The 23,749-nt window shown below is 73.3% G+C and carries 21 protein-coding genes; 6 read left to right on the forward strand and 15 right to left on the reverse strand.

Going from position 1 to position 23,749, the window contains the following annotated elements; genetic code table 11:
• Positions 1–13: 13 nt before the first annotated feature.
• Together HNR19_RS14900 and HNR19_RS14905 are read right to left on the reverse strand one after the other, a co-directional pair.
• Positions 14–319 carry a hypothetical protein gene (locus tag HNR19_RS14900; RefSeq protein WP_179668652.1) on the reverse strand — a complete coding sequence of 102 codons (306 nt, stop codon included), beginning with the start codon at positions 317–319 and terminating at the stop codon, positions 14–16.
• A 34-nt stretch (positions 320–353) separates the two neighbouring features.
• A complete protein-coding gene (locus HNR19_RS14905; protein ID WP_343047200.1) occupies positions 354–782 on the reverse strand; it encodes a molybdenum cofactor biosynthesis protein MoaE in 429 nt (142 codons plus the stop codon).
• A 120-nt stretch (positions 783–902) separates the two neighbouring features.
• On the opposite strand from HNR19_RS14905, the gene HNR19_RS14910 reads away from it, so the two are divergent.
• Complete coding sequence (locus HNR19_RS14910) at positions 903–2,288, forward strand: zinc-dependent metalloprotease (RefSeq protein ID WP_179668654.1); 1,386 nt, start codon at positions 903–905, stop codon at positions 2,286–2,288.
• On the forward strand, positions 2,285–2,833 hold the full coding sequence (locus HNR19_RS14915) for an NUDIX domain-containing protein (protein ID WP_179668655.1): 549 nt from the start codon (positions 2,285–2,287) through the stop codon (positions 2,831–2,833). The genes HNR19_RS14910 and HNR19_RS14915 overlap by 4 nt, the downstream gene beginning before the upstream one ends.
• A 33-nt stretch (positions 2,834–2,866) precedes the next feature.
• On the opposite strand, the gene HNR19_RS14920 is transcribed toward HNR19_RS14915, so the two are convergent.
• From HNR19_RS14920 to HNR19_RS14930, 3 genes are all read right to left on the reverse strand, one after another.
• The gene (locus HNR19_RS14920) at positions 2,867–3,427 is read right to left on the reverse strand and encodes a M48 metallopeptidase family protein (RefSeq protein ID WP_179668656.1); all 561 of its coding nucleotides are present in this window, start codon (positions 3,425–3,427) and stop codon (positions 2,867–2,869) included.
• Positions 3,428–3,463: 36 nt separating this feature from the next.
• Positions 3,464–4,516 (reverse strand): PHP domain-containing protein, encoded by a 1,053-nt coding sequence (locus HNR19_RS14925; RefSeq protein WP_343047201.1) that lies wholly within the window; start codon positions 4,514–4,516, stop codon positions 3,464–3,466.
• 346 nt (positions 4,517–4,862) lie between these two features.
• A complete protein-coding gene (locus HNR19_RS14930; protein ID WP_179668657.1) occupies positions 4,863–5,693 on the reverse strand; it encodes an enoyl-CoA hydratase/isomerase family protein in 831 nt (276 codons plus the stop codon).
• 139 nt (positions 5,694–5,832) lie between these two features.
• On the opposite strand from HNR19_RS14930, the gene HNR19_RS14935 reads away from it, so the two are divergent.
• A complete protein-coding gene (locus HNR19_RS14935; RefSeq protein WP_107776774.1) occupies positions 5,833–5,991 on the forward strand; it encodes a DUF5679 domain-containing protein in 159 nt (52 codons plus the stop codon).
• Positions 5,992–6,120: 129 nt separating this feature from the next.
• Positions 6,121–6,972, forward strand: coding sequence for a hypothetical protein (locus HNR19_RS14940; RefSeq protein ID WP_179668658.1), 852 nt, complete (start codon positions 6,121–6,123; stop codon positions 6,970–6,972).
• Between the two features lie 221 nt (positions 6,973–7,193).
• Here HNR19_RS14940 and HNR19_RS14945 read toward each other — a convergent pair whose 3' ends face one another.
• The 5 genes from HNR19_RS14945 to HNR19_RS14965 all read right to left on the reverse strand — a co-directional run bounded on the left by HNR19_RS14945 (position 7,194) and on the right by HNR19_RS14965 (position 10,733).
• Positions 7,194–7,361: a hypothetical protein gene (locus tag HNR19_RS14945; protein WP_179668659.1), complete on the reverse strand. Its 168-nt coding sequence runs from the start codon at positions 7,359–7,361 to the stop codon at positions 7,194–7,196.
• Positions 7,362–7,516: 155 nt separating this feature from the next.
• A complete protein-coding gene (locus HNR19_RS14950; protein ID WP_179665965.1) occupies positions 7,517–7,672 on the reverse strand; it encodes a hypothetical protein in 156 nt (51 codons plus the stop codon).
• A gap of 73 nt (positions 7,673–7,745) precedes the next feature.
• Positions 7,746–8,051: a WhiB family transcriptional regulator gene (locus HNR19_RS14955; RefSeq protein WP_179668660.1), complete on the reverse strand. Its 306-nt coding sequence runs from the start codon at positions 8,049–8,051 to the stop codon at positions 7,746–7,748.
• Between the two features lie 158 nt (positions 8,052–8,209).
• Entirely contained in the window at positions 8,210–8,464 is a 255-nt protein-coding gene (locus tag HNR19_RS14960) for a hypothetical protein (RefSeq protein WP_179668661.1), read from the reverse strand.
• Between the two features lie 181 nt (positions 8,465–8,645).
• Positions 8,646–10,733 (reverse strand): ATP-dependent helicase, encoded by a 2,088-nt coding sequence (locus HNR19_RS14965; protein WP_246303518.1) that lies wholly within the window; start codon positions 10,731–10,733, stop codon positions 8,646–8,648.
• A 75-nt stretch (positions 10,734–10,808) separates the two neighbouring features.
• On the opposite strand from HNR19_RS14965, the gene HNR19_RS14970 reads away from it, so the two are divergent.
• Entirely contained in the window at positions 10,809–11,057 is a 249-nt protein-coding gene (locus tag HNR19_RS14970) for a mycoredoxin (RefSeq protein ID WP_179668663.1), read from the forward strand.
• Positions 11,058–11,162: 105 nt separating this feature from the next.
• Here the strand turns inward: HNR19_RS14970 and nudC are convergent, their stop codons facing one another.
• The 4 genes from nudC to HNR19_RS14990 are packed head-to-tail and all read right to left on the reverse strand — an operon-like array spanning position 11,163 to position 19,516.
• Complete coding sequence (gene nudC / locus HNR19_RS14975; RefSeq protein ID WP_179668664.1) at positions 11,163–12,071, reverse strand: NAD(+) diphosphatase; 909 nt, start codon at positions 12,069–12,071, stop codon at positions 11,163–11,165.
• 10 nt (positions 12,072–12,081) lie between these two features.
• On the reverse strand, positions 12,082–15,303 hold the full coding sequence (locus HNR19_RS14980; protein WP_179668665.1) for an ATP-dependent helicase: 3,222 nt from the start codon (positions 15,301–15,303) through the stop codon (positions 12,082–12,084).
• Positions 15,300–18,545: an ATP-dependent helicase gene (locus tag HNR19_RS14985; protein WP_179668666.1), complete on the reverse strand. Its 3,246-nt coding sequence runs from the start codon at positions 18,543–18,545 to the stop codon at positions 15,300–15,302. Before HNR19_RS14985 ends, HNR19_RS14980 begins: the two co-directional genes overlap by 4 nt.
• 35 nt (positions 18,546–18,580) lie before the next feature.
• Complete coding sequence (locus tag HNR19_RS14990) at positions 18,581–19,516, reverse strand: cupin domain-containing protein (protein ID WP_179668667.1); 936 nt, start codon at positions 19,514–19,516, stop codon at positions 18,581–18,583.
• A 119-nt stretch (positions 19,517–19,635) separates the two neighbouring features.
• Between HNR19_RS14990 and HNR19_RS14995 the strand changes: the two genes are divergently transcribed.
• A complete protein-coding gene (locus HNR19_RS14995) occupies positions 19,636–20,292 on the forward strand; it encodes an NAD(P)-dependent oxidoreductase (RefSeq protein ID WP_179668668.1) in 657 nt (218 codons plus the stop codon).
• 71 nt (positions 20,293–20,363) lie between these two features.
• On the opposite strand, the gene HNR19_RS15000 is transcribed toward HNR19_RS14995, so the two are convergent.
• Complete coding sequence (locus HNR19_RS15000; RefSeq protein ID WP_218910270.1) at positions 20,364–23,291, reverse strand: M14 family zinc carboxypeptidase; 2,928 nt, start codon at positions 23,289–23,291, stop codon at positions 20,364–20,366.
• Positions 23,292–23,749: the final 458 nt, after the last annotated feature.

Here is a 23,749-nt window from a genome sequence, read left to right on the forward strand (position 1 = left end):
CGGTCGCCGGTGGTCAGGAGGCGCGGCGGTCGGAGCCGCGCTCGTCGGCGGCCGTCTCGGCAGCCGTCTCGTCCGGCTTGACCACGACGGGACGGGTACGGCGCACCGCCACCCCTGTCGACTGCTCCGGCGCGCGGCGCGGCGCGGCGTACCCGGGCCGGCGTCCCTCCCTGCCGAGGGCCTCGCCGATGCGGCGCGCGGCCTCGTCGCGGTCGATCGTCCCGCGGCCCGCGCGACGCGCGGAGCCCGACCAGGCGACCCACAGCATCGCCACGACCGTGACGACGGCCGCGGGCACGAGCCAGAGCAGGATCTCCACCCGTCGAGGGTAGGTCGGCTGACGGCCGAGATCCCTACGGCGCGCCGACCCACTCCTCGGTGCCGTCGGCGAACAGCTGGTGCTTCCAGATCGGCACCTCGGCCTTGAGGGTGTCGATGAGGGCGCGGCTCGCGTCGAACGCGGAGCCGCGGTGGCCCGCAGTCGTCGCGACGACGACGGCCAGGTCGCCGATCGCGAGGTCGCCCACGCGGTGCACCGCCGCGACGCCGCGCACGTCGTAGTCCCCCGCCACCTTGACGCAGACCTCCTCCAGCCGCGCCAGCGCGGTGGGGTGCGCGGAGTAGCTCAGCCCGGTGACGGACTTGCCGCCGTCGTGGTCGCGGACCCGGCCGACGAAGACGACCAGGCCGCCGGCGCCGTCGTCGTCGAGGCTGCCGACGACCTCGTCGACCGACAGCGGGGTGTCGTGGATCGCGGCGAGGCGGACGGCGGGGTGGCTCACGCATCTCACCTTAGGCGAGTAAGCGAGCGACAGCACCGGGCGAGGGACGAGCTGGGGTGCTGGCCGCGAGCGCGCGAGCCAGCCGCGAAGCGGCTAGGGCGGACGGCGTACTTTTGAGCCATGAGTGACCAGCCCGGAAACCCTGGCGACCCCGAGGAGCCCAACCCGTTCAAGGGCACGCCGTTCGAGCAGCTGTTCGGGCCCGGCGGGTTCGGCGGCATCGGCGGCCTCGGCAACCTCGGCCAGGGCGGCGCCGGCGGGGCCGGCGGCTTCGACCTGTCCCAGCTGTTCGGGCAGCTCCAGGCGATGATGCAGCCCTACGACGGCCCGCTGAACTGGAACGCCGCCGACGACCTGGCGCGCAAGACGATCGCGCAGGAGTCGGACCCGAGCCCGACCGACCGCGACGCGTCGCGGGTGGCCGACGCCGTCCAGCTCGCCGACCACTGGCTCGACGCCGCGACGGAGTTCTCGTCCGGCGTCAGCACGACCGCGGCCTGGAGCCGCGCCGAGTGGCTAGTCGAGACCCGCCCGGTGTGGAAGGTGCTCGTCGAGCCGGTCGCGGCGACCTCGGTCGCGGGGCTGTCCGGCGCGCTGCCCGAGGAGGTGCGGGCCCAGGCCGGCCCCTTCATCGGCATCATCGGCCAGGCGGTCGGCGGCATGCTCGCCCACCAGGTCGGCCAGGGGCTCGGCGCGCTGGCCGGCGAGGTGCTCACCGCCTCCGACATCGGCCTCCCCCTCGGGGCGCCCGGCAAGGCGGCGCTGGTGATGAGCAACGTCCGCGCGTTCGCCTACGGCCTCAACGTGAGCGAGGACGACGTGATCCTCTACCTCGCGCTGCGCGAGGCCGCCCACCAGCGGCTCTTCGCCCACGTGCCGTGGTTGCGCGAGCACCTGATCGGCGCGGTCACCGACTACGCCCAGGGCCTGGAGATCAACGCCCAGCAGATCCAGGAGCGCGTGCAGGAGCAGCTGCGCAACATCGACCCGACCAACCCGGCGGCGATGCAGGGACTGCTCGAGGGCGGCCTGTTCGACCCGCCCAACTCCCCCGCCCAGGCCGCCGCGCTCTCCCGCCTCGAGATCGCGCTCGCGCTCGTCGAGGGCTGGGTCGACGAGGTCGTCAGCCAGGCCACCGAGGGCCGGATGCCGGCCGCGACCCCGCTGCGGGAGGCCGTACGGCGCCGCCGCGCCGCCGGCGGTCCGGCGGAGCAGACGTTCGCCGCCCTCGTCGGGCTCGAGCTGCGGCCGCGCCGGCTGCGCGACGCCTCGACCCTCTGGGGCGGCTTGCGCGCCCGCGCCGGTTCGGAGGCGCGCGACGGGGTGTGGATGCACCCCGACCTGCTGCCGACGGCGGCCGACCTCGACGACCCGCTGTCGTTCCGGGCCGACGCCACCGCGGTGGAGCTCTCGGAGGACGAGTTCGACGAGGAGCTGCGCAAGCTGCTCGACGGTGGCGGCTCCGACGAGTCCGGCGGCGCCGCGGACAAGCCGACCGAGGAGTGAGCCTCCACGAGGACGCGCTCGCGACGCTCGCGAGCTGGACGGCGCCCGACCCCGAGCAGGAGCGGCTGCGCACACGGTTCGTGCGCCACCTGCACACCACGCCCGACGGCATGTGGCGGTCGTCGTACCCGCGCCACATCACGGCGGGCGCGCTGGTCATCGACCGCGACGGCTCCCGCGTCTTGCTCAACCTGCACGGCAAGGCCCAGCGGTGGTTCGCCTTCGGCGGCCACGCAGAGCGCGGCGACGTCTCCCTGTCCAACGTCGCGCGCCGCGAGGCGCGCGAGGAGTCCGGGATCATCGGCCTCGAGCTCGACCCGGTGCCGGCCCAGCTCGACGTGCACCCGGTGCCGTTCTGCGACCCGCGGGGCGAGGTGTCCCACCTCGACGTCCGGTACGTCGCCGTCGCGCCGCCGTCGGCCGAGCAGGTCGTCAGCGACGAGTCGCTCGACGTGCGGTGGTGGCCGGTGGACGGCCTCCCCGAGCTCGAGCCGAGCATGCACGACCTGATCGCGATCGCCCGCGGGCGGCTGGGCGTCCGCTAGGCCGGGCCGGCAGCTCAGTCGGCCACCGGCGGTCTAGTCGGCGTCGTCGGGCAGGTCCTCGACCTCTTCCGTGGGCGGCGACGGCAACCGCGCGGCGTGCGACCAGCCCTCGAGGTAGCCCTTCGCCTTCTCGGTGTGCGGGTAGTGCGCCACCCAGCCCCAGAACGCCTTGTTGTGACTCGGCTCGAGCAGGTGCGCCAGCTCGTGCACGATCACGTAGTCGACGACCCAGCCCGGCATCTTCTGCAGCCGCTCGGAGAGCCGGATCGTGCGGTCGCCGGGCGTGCACGAGCCCCAGCGGGTGCGCTGGTTGGCCACCCAGCTCACCGACACCGGTGCGGCGAGGCCGCCGAGGTAGGCGTCGCTGAGCTCGCGCGCCCGCTTGAGCAGCTGGGCGTCGGTGAGCCGCTTCGGCCGCTCGCGGCGCTCGATGCGCTCCACCATCTTGCGCACCCACTCGCGCTCCTCGGCGCGGCTCAGCGTCTCCGGCATCAGCACGATGATCTTGTCGCCCTCGCGGTAGGCGGAGACCGTACGCCGCCGTCGGCGCGAGCGCCGGATCTCGACCCGGGGCTGCGACGACTTGGCTGGCATGTCCCGACCTTAGGGCGTCGAGGGCCGCGATAGGCGCTACCGCGCGTTGGCCCACTCCAGCAGCCGCTCCACCGGCCAGGTGTTGACGATCCGGTCGGCGTCGATGCCGGCCTCCTCGGCCCGCTCGCAGCCGAGCACGAGGAAGTCCAGCTGTCCCGGGGCGTGCGCGTCGCTGTCGATCGAGAACAGGCAGCCGGCGTCGCGCGCGAGCGCGAGCAGGTCCGACGGCGGGTCGCGCCGCTCGGGGCGGGAGTTGATCTCGACCGCGACCCCCTCCTCCGCGCACGCCTCGAACACCGCGCGGGCGTCGAACCTCGACTGCGGCCGGGTGCCGCGGTTGCCGGTCACGAGCCGCCCGGTGCAGTGCCCGAGCACGTTGGACCAGGGGTTGCGGATGGCGGCGATCATCCGGCGCGTCATCGCGTCGGGCTCCATCTTCAGCTTCGAGTGGACGCTGGCGACCCGCACCTCGAGCCGCTCGAACATCTCGGGCGTCTGGTCGAGGGAGCCGTCCTCGTTGATGTCGACCTCGATCCCCTTCAGCAGCCGGAAGCCGGAGCCGCCCAGGTGCGCGTTGACCGCGTCGACGACGTCGAGCTGGCGGGCGAGGCGCTCCGCGCTGAGCCCCCGGGCCACCTTGAGCCGCGGCGAGTGGTCGGTCAGGACCAGGTAGTCGTGGCCGCACTCGATGGCGCTCATGGCCATCTCCTCGATCGGCGAGCCGCCATCGGACCAGTCGGAGTGGGAGTGCAGGTCGCCGCGCAGGGCGGCCCGGAGACCGTCGCCGGCGCCGTCGCGGGTCAGGGCGGCGCCGTACTCCTCCTCGGCCTCGGCGAGCCGGTCCGGCACTCTCCCGGCGAGCGCCTGGGCGATGACCTTGGCGGTGCTGGCGCCGACGCCCTGGATGTCGGTGAGTGTGCCGGCCGCCGCGGCGGCGGCCACCTCCTCGGCCGGCAGCGGCAGGATCGCCGCGGCCGCGTTGCGGTAGGCCTTCACGCGGTAGGTGTCGGCCCGCCCGCGCTCGAGCAGGAACGCGATCCGGCGCAGCGCCGCCACCGGGCTGATGCCTTGGTCGGCCACGTCGGCCACGCGGCCCCCTTTCTTCGTCTGACGTCTCAGGAATTTCTTGTCCACAGGCGGTGGACGAGCCTGTGCACACGGTCCGGGCTGGTCAGGACACCGTACGGCGCCGCGCGGCACCGTGGCGCCGACCCCCTCGTCCACAGCTCATCCCGCGTTCCTCAGCGCTCCTCCACCGGTCATCGCCCTGCTCCACAGCGTCTTCCACAGGACTGTCCACAGGGCGCCCCGCCGCCGGATTGACCCCGTCGCCCGCGACTGCCTAGCGTCTACCTCAGACGAGGCCCTCGGGCCGCGGCGGCCGTTCGCAAGGGGAAGGCAAACGGCCAAGGCGGACCGGGGGCCTCTTCCTGTGTCAGCGTCCGGTGAACCGCGGTGGGCGCTTCTCCTGCGCCGCCCGGATGCCCTCCTGGAGATCCTCGGTCGCGAGCGTCACGGGCTGGGCGAGCGCCTCCCAGTCCAGGCACGCCTCGACGCTGGCGTGGCCGCGGGCGAGGGCCGTCTTGGTCAGGCGGCTGGCGATCGGCGCGGTGGCGGCGACCTCCGCCGCGGTCGCGAGCACGTCGGCACGGAACGTGTCGGGGTCGAGCACCCGCGAGACCATCCCGAGCGCGAGGGCCTCGTCGGCGTCGACGAGTCGTCCGGTCAGCAGCAGGTCGCGTGCCGCGGCCGGGCCCACCACGTCAGGCAGCAGGTAGGTGGTCGCCATGCCCGGGTGCATCCCCAGCTTGAGGAACGGCACGCCCAGGCGGGCGCCGCGGGCGGCGTACCGGATGTCGCACGCCAGGGCCATCGCGAGCCCCGCGCCGATGGCGTGCCCGTTGATGGCGGCGATCGTCGGGACCTCGAGCTTCCGGATCGAGAGCCACGCGCGGTAGAACGGCAGCATCCGCTCCCGCAGCTCGGCGGGCGTCGCGCCCGGCTCGGAGGCGATCCAGGACGTGTTGCCGCCCGAGCAGAACGCGCTGCCCTCCCCCGTCACGACGACGACCCGGACGGTCGGGTCGGCCGCCAGGAAGTCCACCGCCGCGACCCAGGACGCGGTCATCTCCTCGCTCATCGCGTTGCGCATCGAGGGGTCGTCGAGCACCAGCAGGGCGACCCCCTCGGAGGGCCGTTCGAGCCGCAGGGAGCTGAGCGTGGGCCCCGCAGCGCCCGGCGGGCCCGGAAGAGCGGATTCAGACATGCGGGGCACGCTACTGCGACTCCGACTGAGCGTGCCGTAGGGTCGGTGTGGTTCGGGGTTTCGTACCCGGACCCCGACGGGCTTCCCCTGAACCCCCGTCGCGACGACCGAACGATGAATCGATAGCAAGGAGGCCGTCATGGCGGAGACCTGGAGCGGCGAGTTCTACTGCGTGAAGTGCAAGGCCAAGCGCGAGGCCGAGGGCGAAGTCAAGGTGAACGAGAAGGGCACGCGGATGGCCAAGGCCGTCTGCCCCGAGTGCGGCACCAACCTCAACCGGATCCTCGGCAAGGCCTGAGCCAGCCCTAGGACCTCAGCACGCGGGCGGGACCACCACGGTGGTCCCGCCCGCGGCTCATTTCGGGCCCGCTGCGGGGCCTGTGGACAACGGCGACGCCGTACGGCGCCCGCGTGCCACCGTGGGGGCATGGGCAGCGTGGAGGCATCCCCCGACCTCGGGACGCTGCGCCTGCGTCCCGGCGTGCCGGTCCTCCGCCGGGACCCGCTGACCCTCCAGGTCGGCCTCCGGCTCCCGCTGGCGGTCCAGCTGCCCGACCGCGCGTCGGTCCGCGCCCTGCTCGACGCGCTCGCCGCCCGCCACGACCCCGGTCCGCTCGACGACGACGCCCGCCACGCGCTCGCCCGGCTCGCCGCGGCCGACCTGCTGGTCGACGACGCGGCCGGTGCGGCGGCGGACTCCGACCTGATGCTCTTCGGGTCCGACGCCCCGCGGCGCCGTACCGCCCGCGCGGCCGGCACCGTCGGCCTCACCGCCGAGCCGACCGCCGCCGACGGCCTCGGCGACCTGCTCGCCGAGGCGGGTCTGCGCCTCGACGACCGCGACCCGGCCGTCCACCTCGTCGTCACGGCGGGCCCGGCCCGTCGCGGCCTGGTCGACCCGCTGCTGCGCGCCGGCCTCCCCCACCTCCTGGTGTCCGGCACCGGCGCCACCCGCCGGGTCGGCCCCTTCGTCGACCCCGGCCGCACCGCGTGCGTCCGCTGCGTCGACGCCCACGAGTCCGAGACCGACCCGCGGCTCCCGCTCCTCATTGAGCAGGCCGCGCACCCCCACTCCCCGATCGCCCCCGTCGACCCCCTCACCAGCCGCCTCGCCCTCACCTGGGCGGTCCGCGACCTGACCCGCTACCTCGAGGGCGACGAGCCCAGCACCTGGTCGACCACCGTCGACATCGCCCCCACCGCGGCCCCGACCGTCACCCGCTGGCTCCGCCACCCCGACTGCGGCTGCGCCTGGGACCTCCTCATGCACCTCCCCTGACGCCCACCCCCACCGCTCCGCAACCACGGCGGCGGCGCGGGGGCCGACCGGGACGGGCCTGCCTCCCGGCGATTCGTCGACGACGCGCCGGCGCCCCGACCCCAGCGGCGCCCAACCCCAGGGCGCCGCAGCGCGGCGGAGACGCCAAGCCGGGAGGGAGGTCCGTCCGTCCCGGTCGGCCACCGACCCACCGACCCCGCCGACCCCCACCCATCAACCAGCTACCACCACTCCGAGTCCAATTTCCCCTCCATCGCCCGCAGGTGCTCCCGCGAGCACACGTCGCAGAACCTGCGCAGCACGCCCCGCTCCACGGCGGTGGTCCAGGTCAGCGGCACGTCGTCCCCGTCCGGCGACGGGCGGCCGCAGTAGTCACAGGTGACCGGCACCCTCCCACTCTAGGAAAATGCACCAGCGGCCGGCCCCGACATACGGTCAGGGCCGGCCGCTGGATTCCGATGTTCACCCGCGATCAGGGTGCGTGACCTCCGGGACTCTTCGTCCCCGAGGAGGATTCACAGCTGCTGCTGATGTCTCTGTCGTGTCAGAGCGCGCGGGCGAGAGCGAGACGAGCCTGCTGCGCAGCACGCTCAGCCTGACGGCTGATGCGGCGGGCGCGGGCCAGTGCCTTGGCCTCGCGCAGCTGACGCGCCTCTCCCAGGCGCGCGGACATCTGCGCGCGGGCCAGGTCTTCGTTCATGAGGTGCATGGTGATTTCCGTTCTTGAAAGTGGTGAAAGTTGTTGTGCTGGAGGGAGGGGGTGGTGCGGAGGATCAGGCGGCGTCCTTGCGGGGCCGGCCCCGGGGCCGCTTGCGGGGGATCACTACTCCGGAGAGGAACAGCTCACCGCCCCAGACACCCCACGGCTCGCGCCGCTCGAGGGCGCCCGCCAAGCAGAGCTGCTGGACCGGGCAGTCCGTGCACAGCGCCTTGGCGAACTCCACGTCGCTGGGCGATTCCGCGAACCACAGCTCCGGGTCGTTCACACGGCACGGCAGCCTGTCGGCGTCCGGACCGTCGTACGCGAACACCTCGTCGTGCAAGGTGCTCAAGCTGGGCTCGAGAACACTGGTCGTCATCTCTTTCACCTCCTCGTCTCTGACCTGATCGCGATTGGTTCTTCATCGGTTGGCTTGCGGACCGGTTCGCGGCGATCGATTTCTCGTCTGAGAAACACGAAGGCCGCGGATCCCGGTGTCGGGTTCCGCGGCCTGGAGGCTGCTGAGTCTGAGTGTCCTCAGATCGGCGGACTCCAGGTGAGAGAACCCGGGGTGGTGACGGCGGCAAAGCCGAGACCCATGTCGGCTGCGGTCCGACGCTTGCCGGCCGTCACGTCGACGCCATCCCACGCACGCGCGGAAATGCCCTGCACGTCCACGCGGAGCGTGGCGGCGTGGGCGGAGGTGGCGCACGGGTAGGCGACGAGCGCAGCGGTGGACGCAGCGGCGAACGCGAGCGGGGTGCTCGGCGTCATCGTCGTGAACTTCTCCATGGGTGCCACCTCCTTCAGCAGCTCGGGCGCCGGCCTTGTCAGGGCCGTGGTGCGCGGGGTTTTCCTTGTGCACGGCACGCTATCGGTAGCCGCATGTAAGGAGCAAACGATTTTATGACTTTTTTCGATTTTCCTTCTTGCGGACTAGTCCAGTCGGCTCAGCGACCGCTTTCCCGCACCTTCACGAGGCCTCTCCGACCACATGGAGCACCGCGTCGCCGTACTTCTCGAGCTTGCTCGGGCCCACGCCGCTGATGCGGCCGAGCGCTCCGAGGTCGCCCGGCTTGTGCTCGGCGATCAGCTCCAGGGTGGCGTCGGTGAAGACGACGTACGCCGGCAGCGGCTTGCCCTCGTCGCCCGCCTCGCGGGCGGTCTCGAGGCGCCACGCCTTGAGCCGCTCGAACAGTGCCTCGTCGTAGCGGATCGGGTGCGTCGAGCACCGGCCCCGCTTGCGCTCGGCCGGTGTGCCGAGCGGCTGGTGGCACTCCCGGCAGCGGGCGACCTTGCTGCCGCGGGTGCGGGCGGGCTCGGGTCGCTGGCCCTCCGGGAGCAGGGAGCGCAGGAACGGCGACGGCTGCCGGCGCGGCGCCTGCCCGGGGTTGCGGGCGGCCGCCCACGAGACCGAGAGGTCCTTGCGGGCGCGGGTGATGCCGACGTAGAGCAGCCGCCGCTCCTCCTCGACCGCGACCGGGTCGCCCTGGGCGTGGGTGAACGGGAGGGTGCCGTCCTGGACGCCGCAGCAGAACACGGCGTCCCACTCGAGTCCCTTCGCCGCGTGGAACGTCGCCAGCGTGACACCGTCGGCGGCCGGCGCGTGCTGCTCGGTCGCGCGCCGGTCGAGGTCGTCGACGAACGACGCGAGCGTGGCCTCCTGACCGTGCTCGACCGCGAACTCCTCGGCCTGCGTGGCCAGCGCCTGCCACGACTCCCAGCGGTCGCGCACCTGTCCGCGGGCCGTGGGCGGCTCGGCGGTCCAGCCCATCGCGGCGAGCACGTCGTGCACGACCTGCACCCAGGGAGTGCCGTCGGCCTCCCCGGAGCGGGCGGCGCCCCGCAGCCGGGTCACGGCCTCGCGCACCTCGGGCCGGTCGAAGAACCGCTTGGCGCCGCGGACGACGTAGGGGATGCCGCGGTCGGACAGCGCGTCCTCGAAGGTCTCGGACTGGGCGTTGATGCGGAACAGGACCGCCATCTCGCCGTACGGCGTGCCGCCGCGGTGCAGCCGCGCCACCTGGTCGGCCACCGCCGCGGCCTCGGCGACCCCGTCGGGGTGGCCGTTGAAGCGGACGGCGGGCCCGGCGGCCTGCTGGGAGCGCAGCTCCACACCGGCGCTCCTCGTGCCCGACAGCAGCGTGTTGGCGGCGGTGACGACCTGCGGCGTCGACCGGTAGTTGCGGACCAGCTCGATCGAGGTGGCGCCGGGGAACCGCTTCGCGAAGTCGAGAAGGTACGACGACTGGGCGCCAGCGAAGGAGTAGATCGTCTGCGCGGGGTCGCCCACGACGCACAGCTCGTCGCGGCCGCCCAGCCACAGGTCGAGGAGCGCGGACTGCAGCGGCGAGACGTCCTGGAACTCGTCGACGACGAACCACTTGTACTGCCGGCGCACCTGGGCCGCGACCCGCTCGTCGGAGGCGAGGACGCCCGCGGTGAGGAGCAGGACGTCCTCCATGTCCATGCGGCCCTGCTCGCGCTTGACCTCCTCGTAGGCCGCGAACACCTTGCCGACGGTCTCGTGCGGCTGGTCGGCGACCGCGCGGCCGCGGCGAGGGGCCACGCGCGCGTAGTCATCAGGGCCGACGTTGCTGACCTTGGACCACTCGATCTCGGAGGCGAGGTCGCGCAGCAGCGCCTGGTCGGCCTGGACCCCGACCCGGCGGCACGCGCCCGCGACCATCCCGAGCTTGGACTCGGTCAGCTCGGGCAGCTCAGTGCCGTGGACGTGGGGCCAGAAGTAGCGCAGCTGGCGCAGCGCGGCGCTGTGGAACGTGCGCGCCTGGACCCCCGGCGCGCCGAGCTGGCGCAGCCGCTGGCGGAGCTCGCCCGCCGCCCGCGTGGTGAACGTCACGGCCAGGACCTCAGTCGGGGCGTAGACCCCGGTCAGCACCCCGTGCGCGATGCGGTGGGTGATCGCCCGCGTCTTGCCCGTGCCCGCTCCCGCGAGCACGCGCACCGGCCCGCGGAGCGCCTCCGCGACCTGACGCTGCTCGGGGTCGAGGGCGCTCAGCAGCGCCTCCGCGGGGGCGTCGGTGCGGGACGCGCCAGTCATCGGGCGGAACATCTCCTTGGTGGACTGCGTTGGATGGACGTCGAAGACCCTAGACGCCGGAGGCGACACTTCCCGATGAGCTCGTTCACGATGTACACCACCCCCTGGTGCGGCTACTGCCACCGGCTGAAGAGCCAGCTCGACCGGGAGGGCATCGCCTACGACATCGTCGACATCGAGCAGCACCCCGACGCCGCCGCGATCGTGGAGTCCGCCAACGACGGCAACCAGACCGTGCCCACCCTCGTCTACGCCGACGGCACCGCCCAGACGAACCCCAGCGTCGCCCAGGTCAAGCAGAAGCTCGCCTCCCTCGCCGTCTGATTTCCGCCGAGTCGGCTCGTCTTCACGCTCTGGGAGTGGTGAGCCGGCGCGTGATCACCGGCCGACTCGGCGCCCCTCAGGCGTGAGGATGAGCCGAGTCGGCACTCACCAGGTGCCGGGGAGCGGGCCGCCGTACCAGCTCTCGACGAGCGACCGGCTGATCGAGACGCCGCTGGGCAGCAGCAGCGTGCCCGCCTCCGCCTCCTCGCGCATCTGCGCGCGGGTGAACCAGCGGGCGTCCTCGACGTCGTCGTCGTCGAGGCGAATCTCGTCGCTGACGGCGCGGCCGTGGAAGCCCAGCATCAGGCTGCTCGGGAGCGGCCACGGCTGGTTGCCGAAGTAGGTCACCTCGCCGACGACGACGCCGGTCTCCTCGAGCACCTCGCGGCGGACGGCGTCCTCGAGGGTCTCCCCCGGCTCGCAGAAGCCGGCGAGCGTCGAGAACCGCCCCTCCGGCCACCCGGGGCCACGGCCGAGCAGGCACCGCTCGTCGTCGGATCCCGGCTCGCCCTGGGTGATGAGCATGATCACAGCCGGGTCGGACCGGGGGAACTGCGGCTTCCCGCAGTCGACGCACACCAGCTCGTGGCCCGCCGCGCGGGGCTCGAGCTTCCCCCCGCAGCGCGGGCAGAAGCGGGTCACCCAGAGCCACTCCGCCAACCCGAGGGCGTGCATCACCAGCGGCGCGTGCCCGGGCTCCGCCGACAGAGCCGGCAGCAGCCCGCGCAGCGGCAGCCACGCGTCCTTCTCAGCGGCCGCCTGCTCGGGGCCGGTCACGACGGCCCAGTACGTCGTACCGTCGCGCGCCCCCAGCAGCAGCCGTACGCCGTCCGGCGCCTCCGCCGGCGCGACCCACATCAGACGCCCCTCCTCGGGCCGCACCCGGGTGCCGGACACGACGAGCACCCGGCTGCCCTCGTCGGCCCAGCGTTCCGCGAGCCAGGCCTCGTCGGTGCGGTGCAGCCCCAGCCGGTCGTGCGCGTCGCGGGCCAGGTCGAGGTGGGGATAGCTCACGCCGGCGAGCCTACGAGGCAGCGCCGCCCAGCAGCGCCTCGACCTCCGCCCGCCCGGGCAGGTCGTCGTGGACGACCAGCTCGCCGGAGCGCACGTAGAAGAACGCCGCGCGCACCGACTCGGCCGGCACCCCGCGCAGCTCGGCCCAGGCCAGCCGGTAGAGCGCGAGCTGGAGCGGGTCGGCGGTCTGCTTGGCGTTGGTCTTCCAGTCGACGACCAGGTAGGTGCCGGGACCGCCGTCGTCCTCGTAGACCGCGTCGATACGGCCGCGCACGACCTGGCGGCCGCCGTCGGCGGCCGCGAGCACCAACCCGAACGGCGCCTCGACGGCGACCGGCACCCGGGTCCCGAACGGGCCGGCCTCGAACCGCTCGATCAACGCCCGCAGCTCGGTCTCGTCGCCGATCTCGTCGATGTCGGCGTCGCCGCGGCCGGACAGGTCGTCGGGCTCGAACAGGCCCTGCTGGCCGAACCGCGCCTCGACCCATGCGTGGAAACGGGTGCCGAACCGCGCGGCGGGGGCCGGCGGCCGCGGCATCGGGCGGGCCAGGTCGCGCGCGAAGCCGTCGGGGTCGTCGCGCAGGCGCGCGACCGCGGTCGCCGACAGCGTGGTCGGCAGCGGCACCCGCACCTCGGCCGCGCGCTCGGCACGGGCCTCGGCGAGCAGCCGGTCGATCGCGGCGTCCCATTCGGCGACCCGCGCCTCCTGGACGAGGTCGAGGGCGGGGTCGTCGGCCGACGGGTCGGCGGACCGCACCCGGGCGGCTGCGTCCAGCCTGCGTGCGGTCTCGGCGCCCACGCCCTCGACCGGCCACGGTCGGGCGGGGTCGGCGGCGTCGAGCGGGTTGGGCGCGCCCTTCTCGGGCTTCTCCAGCCACTCGACCGGCTCGCCCCACTCCTCGCAGAGCTCGCGGATCTGTTCCTGGAAGGACGACGGTCCGTAGGGGGTCTTGCGGGTCCCCCAGAGGAACGACGTGACCCAGAGGACGTGCTCGGGACGGGTGAACGCAACGTAGCCGAGCCGGAGCTCCTCCTCCGCCTCGTGGGCCCGGGTCGCCGCACGGTAGGCGTCGAGCGCCGACTTGTCGTGGCCCGCCAGCTGCGGCAGGTCGCCCGCGTCGCCGCGCAGCGGCGCCGGGAGCACGGACGGCGAGGTGCACCACAGCGAGCGGCCCTGGGTGCTCGGGAAGCGGCCCTCCCCGACGCCGACGCAGAACACCGTGTGCCACTCGAGGCCCTTGGCTCGGTGCACCGTGAGCAGCTTGACCGAGTCGGCCTCGGACGGGGTGGCGACCTCGAGGCCGTTGCCCGCCTCGTCCTCAGCGGTCAGCCAGGCGATGAGGGCCGGCAGCGTCACGTCACCGTCGACGGCCTGGAAGTCGGCGACGGCCTTGACGAAGAGGTCGAGGTTCTCGCGGCGGGCGGCCGCGGCGTCGCTCACCGACGACGCGAGCTCGACGTCGACACCGGTGACGTCGACGATGCGGCGGACCAGGTCGAGCAGCGGCTCCCCCACCGCCGACCGCAGCTGGCGCAGCTCGTCGCGCAGCAGTCCGAACCGCTCCAGGGCCTCGGCCGAGTAGGGCCCGTCACCGGGATCGGCGAGCGCGTCGTCGAGGCACGGGATCTCGGCCGGGTCGATGCCGTCGGCGACGGCGACCAGCTGCTCGTGGAGCGACGCGGCGTCGACCGGTCGCCCGCTGCGGCCGGCGATCTCGAGCGCACGCTCGGCGAGGAGCCGGAGGTCACGCAGCCCGATCGACCACCGCGGCCCGGCCAGCAGGGTGAGCAGCGACGCGTTGTCGGTGACGTCCTGGACCAGCTTGAGGGTCGCGACGACGGTGGCGACCTCCGGCAACCGCACCAGGCCGGACAGACCCACGATCTCGACCGGGATGCCGGCTCCGGTCAGCGCGTCGAAGACGGCCTCGCCGTGCTGGTTGTCGCGGCTCAGCACCGCGACCCTGCCCCACGGGACACCGGACTCATGGGTCGCCCGCACCTCCGAGGCGAGCCAGGCGAGCTCGTCGAGGTGGGTCTCGAACACCTTGACCCGCACCTGCCCGGGCCGCTCCGTGCCGTGCTGGAGGGTGGCGACCTTGTCGCCGTACTTCTCCATCAGCGGCGCCGCGAGCCGGTTGGCGACGTCGAGGATCCGGGTGTCGGAGCGCCGGTTGATCGTCAGCGGAAGCACCGGCACCGTGCCGCCGCGGGCCGGGAAGATGTCGGGGAAGTTGACGATGTTGGAGACCGAGGCGCCGCGCCAGCCGTAGATCGCCTGGTTGGGGTCGCCGACCGCCATCACCGCGTGGCCGCCGCCGAAGAGCCGCGCCAGCAGGGTCGCCTGAGCGACCGAGGTGTCCTGGTACTCGTCGAGCAGCACCACCTTGAACCGGCCGCGCTCGGTCTCGCCCACGCCCGGCTGCTCCTCGGCCAAGCGCGCGGCCAGCGCGATCTGGTCGCTGAAGTCCATCAGCCCGAGGTCGCGCTTGAGGCGACGGTAGGACCCCACCAGCCCGAGCAGCTCGCCGCGCTTGTCGATGACGTCGATCGCGCCCTGGCAGGCCGAGCAGTAGGTCTTCCGGTTCTTGTCGGCCTGCTCGCGCTCGAGCTCCCGCTGGAACGACGCCCGCTCCTGCGCGTCGAACGCCAGCACGTCGTCGGGGCCGACGAGGTGCTCGCTCATCGCGCCGTCGAGCGCCAGCAGGTTCTGGATGACCGTCGGCGGGTGGTCGGACAGCTTCTCGACCGGTCCGTCGTGGCGGTCGACGGCCCGCGCGCCGAGCTGGTAGCGCGCCGCGTCGGTGATCACCCGGGTGTCGGGCTCGTGGCCGATCCGCAGCCCGTGGTCGGTGAGCAGGTTGGCGGCGTAGGCGTTGTAGGTGGCGACCGTCGGCTCGAGGACCTCCTCGTCGTCGGGCCCCGCCTTCAGGTCCAGTACGCCGGCAGCGGTCAGCGCGGTGCGGATGCGCTGCCGCAGCTCGGCCGCCGCCTTCGTGGTGAACGTCAGGCCGAGCACCTCCTCGGGCCGCACCTGACCGGTCAGCACGAGGTACACGACCCGGGCCGCCATCAGCGTGGTCTTGCCGGACCCGGCGCCGGCGATCACGACCGCCGGCTCGAGCGGCGCGGTGATCGCCGCCCACTGCTCGGTGCTCGGCGGGAAGTCGGCCTTCATCACCCGCCGGAGGTCCTCCGGCGTCCGGATCTCCACGCCCACGGTGGTCGTCATCGCTCCACCACCGACCCCGGGCTCTTGATCGGGCACAGCGGGCTGAAGCCGCAGTCGCGGCAGTGCTCGCCCGCGACCGCCGGGAACCGCTCGTCGCGGAGCAGCCGGGCGGTGTGGGAGATGCGCTCGCGCAGGGCCGTGCGCTCCGGTCCGTCGGGCAGGTGCGGCTCCTGCTTCTGCGTGGTCACGGTGTCGGAGCCGTCCTCGAGGCCGAGCTGGATCAGCTCGGCGCCCCCGGACGTCAGCCCGGTGAGACCCTCTTCGGGCCGGTCGAGCGCGCCCTCGTCGACGGCGTACTGGTAGAGCGCCAGCTGCACGTGCCCCTTCACCTGCGGGCCCGAGGGCTTGTTGCGGCCGGTCTTGAGGTCGACGACGACCACCCTGCCGTCGCCGTCGAGCTCGATCCGGTCGGCGTAGCCGATCAGGCCGACCTCGGTGCCGTCGTCCATCGTGACGACCGTCGAGAACCGCGCCTCGGTGTCGAGCAGCCGCCGCGGGTTGCGCTCGTGCCAGGTCAGGAACCGCTCGAGCGCGGCCCGCACCCGCTTGTGCTCGCGGGCCTTGGACCACGGCGTGCGGAAGTCGAGGCGGTCCCACACCTGGTCGACCTCCGCCATCAGCGCGTCGATCTCGGCGGGCGCGCTGCCGTCGGCGACCCGCTCGGCGAGCGCGTGCACCAGCTGGCCGAGGTTGGCCGACTGATGGGCGCGCACCACGCCCCCCGCCTCGCTCTCGAGGAACCACCGCGCCGGGCAGGCCGCGATCGCGTCGAGCACGCTCGCCGAGATCGGCACCGGCCGGCCCGCTTCGCGGAGCGGGCGCTCGGCCCAGCTCGCGGCGCGGGTGCCCCACCAGGTCGCCGGGTCGGCGGCGGGCACCAGCTGGCGCCGGCCGGTCGTCTCGTCGGCCAGCCGCGCCAGCCGGCGGGCGGCCGCCTCGCGCAGCGCCTCCGGCTGGTCGGGATCGGCGACCGTACGGCGCAGCTCGGCGACCAGCCCGGTCATCGACAGCGGCCGCGGCGGCCGGCCGACCTGGTGCCGGATGTGGTCGCGGTCGGGCACCAGCTCCTCGAGGAACCGCGACGGCTGCTCGCCGTCGTCGTCGGGCGACGCGACCGCGGTGACGACAAGCCGCTCGCGCGCGCGGGTGCACGCGACGTAGAACAGGCGCCGCTCCTCGGCGAGCAGCTCGCGCGGCGTCACGGCGGGCACCACCGTGCCGGGCCCGATGCGGTCGGCCTGCAGCAGCGTCGTCCGGCGCCGCAGGTCGGGCCACCCGCCGTCCTGGACGTGGGCGACCACGACGAGTCGCCACTCCAGGCCCTTGCTGCGGTGGGCGGTGAGCAGCCGCACCGCGGCGCCGCGCACCCCACGGTCGGCGAGGGTGTCGGCGGGGATCTCCTGCTGGACGAGGCTCTCGAGGAACGGCGCGACCGCGAGGTGCTCGCGCCGCTCGCCCGCCCGGGCGGCGACGTCGAACAGCGCGCAGACCGAGTCGAGGTCGCGGTGCGCCCGGCGCGCGGCTCCCCCGCCGGCCTCGACGCCCCGACGCAGCCGCTGCGGCCAGCCGGTGCCGGACCACAGCATCCAGAGCAGCTCCTCGGCGGCGGCGCCGGCGTCGAGCTCGGCGCGGACGCGGGCCAGCAGCCCGGCGACCGCGCGGGCGCGCTCGACCTCCGGGCCGGACAGCCCGTCGAGGTGGGTCGCGTCGACCACCGCCAGCCGCACCAGCTCGCGCGAGGAGCGCGGGGTGCCGTGGGACTCCTGTGCCTCGTCCTTCTCGCGGGCGCGGAGCTGCCGCGCGAGCCGTCGTACGTCGCCCGCGTCCATCCCGCCGAGCGGGCCCGTGAGCAGCGCCTCCGCGCGACCGGCGTCGACGTAGCCGGGATCGGAGTGGTCGTCGGTGTGCAGGTGAACGACCGCCCGCAGCGCGTCGAGGAGCGGCAGCACGGCAGGGTCGCGCACCAGCGGCACCTCGTCGCTGGCGACCTCGACCGGCACGCCGGCGGCGCCGAGCGCGCGGCGCAGCGGCGGGATGCTGCCGCGCCCCGAGCGCACCAGGACCGCCATGTCGTCCCAGCCGATGCCGTCCTCGAGGTGGGCGCGGCGCAGGATGTCGGCGAGGTGGTCGGCCTCGGCCCGCTCGGTGTCGAACGTGATCACCTCTACCCGTCCGTCGCCGTGCGGACCCGGCAGGCTCTCCGGGGACAGGAACGCCTCGCGGGCGCCCTCGTCGATCGTGCCCGGCAGGCCGATCCGGCCCGCGACCCGCTGGGAGGCCAGCAGGATCCGGTTGCCGAACCGGCGCGTGGTGCGCAGGGCGACGACGTCGCCGGGACGCCCGTCGGCCTGCGGGAAGTCGGTCGGGAAGCGGAGGATGCCGCGCACCTCGGCGCCGCGGAACGCGTAGATCGACTGGTGCGGGTCGCCGACGACGACCAGGTTGCGCCCGTCGCCCGCGATCGCGCGCAGCAGCGCGACCTGGCCGGGATTGGTGTCCTGGTACTCGTCCACGAAGACGTGGTCGTACTGCGCCCGCAGCTCGTCGCGGTGCACCTCCGCCTCGATCCGCGCCCGACGGATGAGGTCGGCGTAGTCAGTGGCCCCCTGGCTGTCGAGCGAGTCGAGGTACTGCTCCAGGAAGAGGCCGGCGGCGACGTACTCGTCGGTGCCGGACTCCTCTCCCAGCCGGCGCAGCGCCTCGCCGTCGAGGCCCTTTTCGCGGGCCCGGCCGAGCACGGCGTGCACCTCGCGCGCGAAGCCGCGGGTGCCGAGCGCGTGGCGGAACCGGTCGGGCCAGCGCACCGACTCGGGGTGGTCGGCGAGCAGCTCGCGGAGGACGACGTCCTGCTCGGGCGCGGAGAGCAGCCGCAGCGGCGCCTCGTAGAGCTCGGCGGGCGCATAACGCCGCACCAGCCCGTAGGCGAACGAGTGGAACGTCGAGCTCAGCTGGGTGCCGGTGGTGCGGCCCAGCCGCGCCGTCACCCGGTCGCGGAGCTGGTCGGCGGCCTTGCGGGAGAACGTCAGCGCGAGGACCTGGTCGGGGCTCGCGTCGCGCCGCTCGATGCGGTCGACGATCGCCTCCACGAGCGTGGTGGTCTTGCCGGTGCCGGGGCCGGCCAGCACGAGCAGCGGCCCGCCGGGGTGGTCGACGACCCGCTGCTGGTGCTCGTCGAGCGTCGGCGGCGCGGTGGCCGCAGCGGGCGGGGCCAGGTGGTAGCTGATCTGCTGGGTCGCGGTCATCTCAGCCGCTACTCAACCACCCGGGCACGACACATTCAGGCAGGCACCAGGTCCTCGATCACGGGCAGCCGGAACGGCTCGCGCCGGTAGCGCCCCGGCGGCATGCCGTGAGCGGCGCGGAACGCGCGGTTGAACGCCGCCTCCGACCGGTAGCCGACGCGCTCGGCGACGGCCGCGAGCGTCAGCTCGCCCTCGCGCACCAGTCGGCCCGCGACGTCCATCCGCCACGACGTCACGTAGGCCATCGGCGGCTCGCCCACGAGGTCGGTGAATCGCGCGGCGAAGGCCGATCGCGACATCGCGGCCTCGGCGGCGAGCGCGGGCAGGGTCCAGGGCCGACCGGGTTCGTCGTGGACGGCCGCGAGCGCGCGGCCGACGTACGGGTCGCGCAGCGCGGCGACCCAGCCCCGCGACGGGGTCGTCGACTCCAGCCAGGAGCGGATCGCATAGACGACGAGCACCTCTGCGAGCCGCACGGTCACCACCTCGGCGCCGGGCCGCTCCGCGGCGGACTCCTCGCGCACCACGTCGATGGTCGCGCGGAGCCAGTCGCTCTCGCCGGCCAGGAGGTACGGCGGCAGCGAGCTCATGAGCCGGGCGACGGCCGCGTCGGTGAAGCAGACCGCGCCGCACCCGAGCGAGGCGGGGGCGCCGCCGCCGTGCACGCTCATCCGTTCGTAGCGGTCGGTCAGCTCGATCCGGGGCAGGTCGAAGAGCGGGGCGGTCTCGGCGTCGACGTCGCTCGCGATCGCGTGGCCGGTGCCGTGCGGCACCAGCAGCAGCTGCCCGGCCCGGAGCGCGACGTCCTCGCCCTCCACCCGCACCACGGCCTCCCCCTCGGTCAGCAGGTGGAAGATCACGGTGCCGGGGATCGCCGGGATGTCGACGCCCCACGGCGCGCTCAGGTCGGAGGCGCTGTAGAAGACGCTGCGCAGCTCGAGGTCGCCCAGGGCGCTCGCGATCGGGTCCACGCCGCCATCCTGCTCCACCGTGGACGAATGAGCAAGAGTCACGGTCGATATGGCATGGATCGTCCAGGCAATCGCCGTCACGCTGGTGCCACGGATCAACCAACCGAGAGGAGCAGGTCATGAAGGTGCTGGTGGTAGGAGCGAGCAGGGGCAGCGGCAACCAGGTCGTCCGGGAGCTGGCGGCGGCGGGTCACGACGTCACGGCATTCGCGCGGACGGCGTCCGCGGCCGACTACGGCGACGCGGCCGTCCGCCGGGTCGACGGCGACGTGATGTCGCCGGCCGACGTCGAGAAGGCGGTGATCGGCCAGGACGCCGTGGTGGTCACGCTCGGGATCAGCGACAACCCGCTCAAGGTGCAGTGGCTCCACCGGGCGTCGACGCCTCTGCGGGTGCGCTCGGACGGGACCCGCGAGGTCGTCGGCGCGATGCAGCGCCAGGGCGTCACGCGCCTCGTGGTGGAGTCGATGTACGGCCTGGGCGACACCTATCGCAACCTGCCGATCTCGCTGAAGGTGTTCCTGAGCTTCGTCATCAAGCGGCAGGTCGAGGACAGCGAGCGGCAGGAGGACGTCGTCCGCGGCAGCGGGCTCGACTGGACCCTGATCAGGCCGGTCGTGCTGCACGACGGCGAAGAGACCGAGGCCGCGCGCGTCAGCGCGAACGACGAGTTCGACGGCCTCAAGGTCTCCCGCCGGCAGGTGGCCCGGGCGATCGCCGAGACGCTCGGCCGCTCGGACGCCGCTCACGCGACGCTCACCGTCTCCGGGCGCTGAGCGCAGAGGGCAAAAGGGAGAGAGGCGCTTGTTGGCATGAGCAACAAGCGCCTCTCAGGTGACCGGTACGGTCAGCGGATCCTGACGACCGCCACCTCGGACGTGCTGCCCAGGTACTGGTCGCCAGCGGGCAGCGATGCCTTCAGCCGGTGCGTGCCCCGCGGGAGCTTCACCGTGACCGAGGCGACGCCTGACTCGGGGACCGTGATCCGCCGGAGCACCTCGCCCTTGTCCGTGACGACGACCCGGAAGTCGCCGCTCACCCCCGGCACGGTGACCTTCACGGTCAGCCGCACCTTGCGGGGCGCGACCTTCCTGGCCTTCAGCGTCGTGGTCGACGGGACCTTGACCACGTCGCCCTCGGGGCCGGCCCAGAACAGGGCGCGCGCGGCTTGGCTCAGGCCACCCTTCGGGTGCGTGCGGAAGAAGACCGACGTGCCGAACACGACGGCCTTCGCCCCCGACTCCGCCTCGCCGACGACCACCGACGCCTTTCCTGCGGCGCTGGCGGGACCGTCCGTGCCCGCGTCTCCCGCGCGCCAGTGCCCGGCGAGGAACGGGTCCTCGGCGTCGTAGGTCTGGGCGGCCGTGGTGCTCGCTCCCAGGTCGGTGAACCAGTACGCCGGGTAGATGAAGGAGTGGTCCTGCGCGTAGGGCGCCAGGATCGAGTCCGCCGGCGTGTCGACCGCGACGATGCCGTTGCCGGCGCCGTTGCCGGGCACGACGGTGCCGGAGACCAGGCCGTACGACGCCGCGACCTCGAACGCGCGGTGGGTGCGGCCGACGATCGAGTGCCCTGCGTCGACCCACGCCTGGATCGCGTCCCGTGCGGTTTGGTCGACGCTGAAGGCCCCGCCGATCCAGAGGATGTCGGCGCCGGTCACCAGCGTGGGGTCGGCGTTCACCGACGCCGCGTTGACGGCGACCAGGTCGTCGAACCCGAGCTCGGTGAGCGAGAGCCGGTCGTCCTGGTTGCCGACGTAGGCCACCGTCAGGTCGCTGAGGAACCTCGTTTCCTCGGCCGTCAGCGCCGCGAGGTCAGCGGCCGACGCGGCCTCGACCTCGATGTCGAGCTCGGAGGCCACCGCCGCGAGCTCGCCGCGGTCGTCCGGACCGACGATCGCGCTCCCGTCGGTCGGCATCGCCACCTCGACACCCGCCTCCAGGAGCTGGTTGAGGGCCTGGTAGTCCGCGACGCCGGCGAGGTCGAACGTCAGGTGCTTGCCGTGTGCAGGCACGGGGCCGGCCGGCTTCGGCGCCGTGACCGGGGTGGTCGCCGGCAGCGAACCCTCCTCGGTGAGGCCGGCCTTGTCGACCGTCGCTCCCCACAGGTAGCTGTAGCTCCACGCCGAGATGTCGTACATCGATGGCACCTTGTCGGAGATGTCGGTGCCGAGGTCGAGCAGCGAGTTCGCCAGGCCGCGCAGGGGCTGGTGCATGTCGACGACGTAGGACCCTGCGGGGTAGCTCTTGCCTGCGATGGTCGCCGCCGCGTCGAGGGTCCCGACCTCGATGTCGTGCAGGAGCAGCTGCTCGACCAGGCGTCGCGCGTCGCTCTGGGAGCGCTGGGCGTCGCCGACCGGGATGACGTAGGCGCGCGGGACCACTACGGGGTCCTGGTTGTCCGCGACGTCCCACAGCGGCTTCCACTGGTCCGGGCCGGGCACGGCCTCGATCTCCTCCAGCGTGAGTGAGTCCTTGGCCTCGCCGGCCACGCCGCGTCGGAAGGTCTCGATCTGGTTGCCCAGGAAGTCGTCCGAGGCGCTGTTGAAGTAGTCGATCATGCTCGTCATCGTCTGCTCGGCGACGGCGACGTTGATCGCAGCGTTGGCTGGGGTCTGGCTGTTGCTGTTAGGACGGCTCTTGGGCAGCTCGACCGTGCTCGTCGACGCACCGAAGAACGCGGCGTACTGCGCGGTGAAGATCGGCGGGTAGTCGTCCCAGCCGGACGGGGTGTCGCGGTACGGGATCTTGATGTGGGCGGTCTCGGGCCCGGTGACCTCCGGCACGACCTCGCCGCTCTCGACGTTGAAGTAGGTGTTGCCGGGGATGGCCGCCGCGACGACGTCCTCCTCGACCGCCAGCGCCATCGCGTAGGCCTGGGGCAGGAACAGGTCGTACTCGTAGTTCTCGCCGTGCGGCGGGCCGCCGGGCTCGACCTGGAGCACGCGGGTGTAGCCGTGGAAGTCGGCACTGTAGAGCGGCTGGATCGCGTGAGCCGTACGGATGAACGACAGCGTCTCCGGCGTCGTGTTGGTGATCAGGTCGCGGTTGGCGTCGAGGCCCTGCGCCGTCGCGCGGGTGCCGAGCGTCCGGCCGTCGGGGTTGAGGCTCAGCGAGAAGTAGATCCGGTGCTCGCGCAGCAGGGCGCTCACCTCGTTCCACGGCGCCGTGACGAGGTCCTCGATCGTCGCCATCGCGGCGTCGGTGCCCTCCCACTCGTTGCCGTGGATGTTGGCGCTGATCCAGATCGGCGTCTTGTAGCCGGCCTGCAGCTCCTCGTCAGCAGCGGCCGCCTCGGGGTCCTCCTTGATCAGCTCGCGCCACGCGGTCTGCTGGGCGGTCTGCGCGGCGGTCTCGGGGGCGGTGACCGTCGCGAGGTAGAGGTCCCGGCCGCTGGTGGACTGGCCGACGACCTGGACCGAGAGCCGGTTGCTGGTCTCCATCAGGTCCATCAACATCGGCGCGAGGTCGTCGTGGCCGAGAAGCCCGCCGGTGTCGGAGGCGTCCCCCGGGTTGTCCTGGTAGACGGTGAGCTGCGGCTCGTGCGGATAGGACGCCGGCATCTCCAGCGCGGCGCTGGGCCCGGCGAGCTCCGGCGCGACGCCGCGCTCGTCGATCCGGGCGTCCGGCGGCAGCGGCCGGGTGGCGCTGGTGTCGGCCTCGCGGCCGCGACCGTCGTCCTCGGCTGCGGTGGCTGTCGGCGCGAGGCCGACCATGGTGAGGGTGGCGAGCGCGGCCGAGGCGGCGATCACCGATAGGCGTGGAACCAGGTTCACGGAAGCTCCCGAGTCGTTCGGCATGGGGATGAGCACGTGGCGGCCTCGAGCGCAGATTGTCAGACGAAGGCGCCGCGCGACAGTGAGCTGGCGGAAGAACTCACCGACTGGACCGTTCCGAACGGACGAATGTCCGCAACCGGCCAGTCTGCCGGAAAAAAGGAGAGAGGCGCTTGTTGGTATGAGCAACAAGCGCCTCTCAGGTGATCGGTACTGGTGACGCTCCCGATCGATCCACCGGCTCTCTCGATCCCATGGGCCTCGCCACCCGGCCCACGCGGCGGCACTCCTTGCGGAGCGACCAGCCGTACGGATCTTGCGTCTTCCGGTTGATCCCGCTCTCCCGGAGGAGTGCGTGGGAGTAGTTCTATGCCCGGCCGTCCGGGCCGCGCAAGGGGTTCATCCCAGGTTTTTCCATGGGTTTCGGGTTTCCGGCGTGTCGTCCACAACACTCCGGC

It is taken from the genome of Nocardioides thalensis, assembly GCF_013410655.1.
In the GTDB taxonomy this organism is placed as follows: Bacteria; Actinomycetota; Actinomycetes; order Propionibacteriales; family Nocardioidaceae; genus Nocardioides; species Nocardioides thalensis.